This is a genomic window from Paracraurococcus lichenis (genome assembly GCF_030657435.1).
GTDB lineage: Bacteria > Pseudomonadota > Alphaproteobacteria > Acetobacterales > Acetobacteraceae > Paracraurococcus > Paracraurococcus lichenis.
Window position 1 is genome coordinate 1 of record NZ_JAUTWS010000264.1, and the last position, 1,804, is coordinate 1,804.

2 protein-coding genes are annotated in these 1,804 nt (G+C 73.2%); both read right to left on the reverse strand.

Translation table 11 applies throughout. The features are described from left to right. Window positions 1-635: IS21-like element helper ATPase IstB (gene istB, locus Q7A36_RS39555; RefSeq protein ID WP_305109277.1), on the reverse strand; the 635-nt coding region annotated here is incomplete at its 3' end. A 20-nt stretch (window positions 636-655) separates the two neighbouring features. Continuing rightward, window positions 656-1,804, reverse strand: a 1,149-nt coding sequence (istA, locus tag Q7A36_RS39560) for an IS21 family transposase (RefSeq protein ID WP_305109278.1), incomplete at its 5' end; no start/stop codon positions are given.

Here is a 1,804-nt window from a genome sequence, read left to right on the forward strand (position 1 = left end):
CTGCCGATCACCTCGTGCCACGCCTCGATCGGCACCTGGCTGGTGACGATGGTGGAGCCGCGGCCGTGGCGGTCCTCGAGGATCTCGAGCATGTCCTCCCGCTCGGCCTGGGTGAGGACGGACAGGCCCCAGTCGTCCAGGATCAGCAGATCGACCCTGGCGAGGGCCTTCAGGGTGCGAGCGTGCCGGCCGTCGCCGCGGGCCAGGGCCAAGGCCTCGAACAGGCGCGGGACGCGGTGGTAGAGCACGCGCCGGCCATCGCGGCAGGCCTTGTGGCCGAGGGCGCAGGCCAGCCAGCTCTTGCCGACGCCGGTCGGGCCGGTGATCAGGACGCCTTCGTGGCGGTCGAGCCAGCTGCCGGTGGCCAGGCGCTGGAACAGCGCCCGGTCGAGGCTGCGCGGGGTGCGCAGGTCAACGTCCTCGATGCTGGCGTCGTGCCGGAGCGCGGCGAACTTCAGCCGCGTTGCCAGGCGCCGGCTCTCGCGCTCGGCCGCCTCGCGGTCGACCAGCAGGCCGAGCCGCTCCTCGAAACCGAGGGCGGTGATGTCGGGGGAGCGCCGCTGGTTCTCGAGCGCCTTGGCCATGCCGGTCAGGCCGAGCGCGATCAGTTGCTCCTGGGTGGGGTGGGCGAGCATGGGGTCCTCTCTGCCGCGGGTCAGTGGAAGTAGCCCCCGCCACGGATGTTGCCGTGGGGCGGGGGAGGCCGCCGCTCCACCTCCTCCTCCAGGAAGGCCCGCTCGAGGCCGTTCTGGAGAATGGAGCGGATCGAGGCCACCGAGCGCGCCCGGATGCTGGCGCCGCGCCCGCAGGCGGCGTCGAGCCGGGCGGCTCCATAGGTCCTGGCCAGGGCCAGGATGCCGAGGCAGGTGCGGAAGCCCTGCTCGGGATGCGGGCGCGCCGCCATCACCGCCTCGCACAGCGCCACCGTCGCGGGGCCGATCCGGGCTGCCTCCTCCAGCAGCCGGGCGGGCGTCCACTGGGCGTGCCGGCGATGCGCGCTCGGCATGTGCTCGGGCAGGGTGGTGTGGCCGCGGCGCTGCCGGGCCCGCGGGTGGCTGGCCACCCGCTCGCCGCGGTGGAAGGCCTCCACCGTGCCCTCGGCCACCCGCACGTCCAGCACCTGGCGGATCAGCCGGAACGGCACCGAGTACCAGTGGCCCTCGACCTCGACGTGGTAGTCCGGCCCGACCCGGCAGCGTTTCCAGCGGGCGAAGGCATAGGGCCGCTCCGGCAGGTCATGCAGCGCCGGCGCGTCGAGCGCGGTGAACAGCTCCGCCCGGCTGGCGCCGAAGCCGCGCATGATCCGGGCGTTCAGGTCGGCGGTCAGCGTGGTGATCGCGCCGTTCAGTTCGGCCAGGGAGAAGAACCGGGCATTGCGCAGCCGGGCCAGGATCCAGCGCTCGGCCAGCAGTACCGACTGCTCGACCTTCGCCTTGTCGCGCGGCTTGCCCGGCCGCGCCGGCAGGATGGTGGTGCCGTAGTGCTCGGCCAGTTCCAGGTAGGAGCGGTTCAGCCCGGGCTCGTACCGGTCGGCGCTGATCACCGCCGACTTCAGGTTGTCGCAGACCACGAACTTCGGCACCCCGCCGAGCGCCGCGAACAGGCTGACATGCGCCCCGATCCAGTCCGCCAGCCCCTCGCTGGCGCGGGCCTCTGCGAAGACCAGGTTGGAGGCGCCCATCGTCGCCACGAACAGCCGGGCCTGCCACACCACCCCGCTGTCCGGGTCGGTGACGCCGATCGTGTCGCCGGCGAAGTCGACGAAGACCTTCTCGCCGCCCACATGGCTCTGGCGCATGCGCGG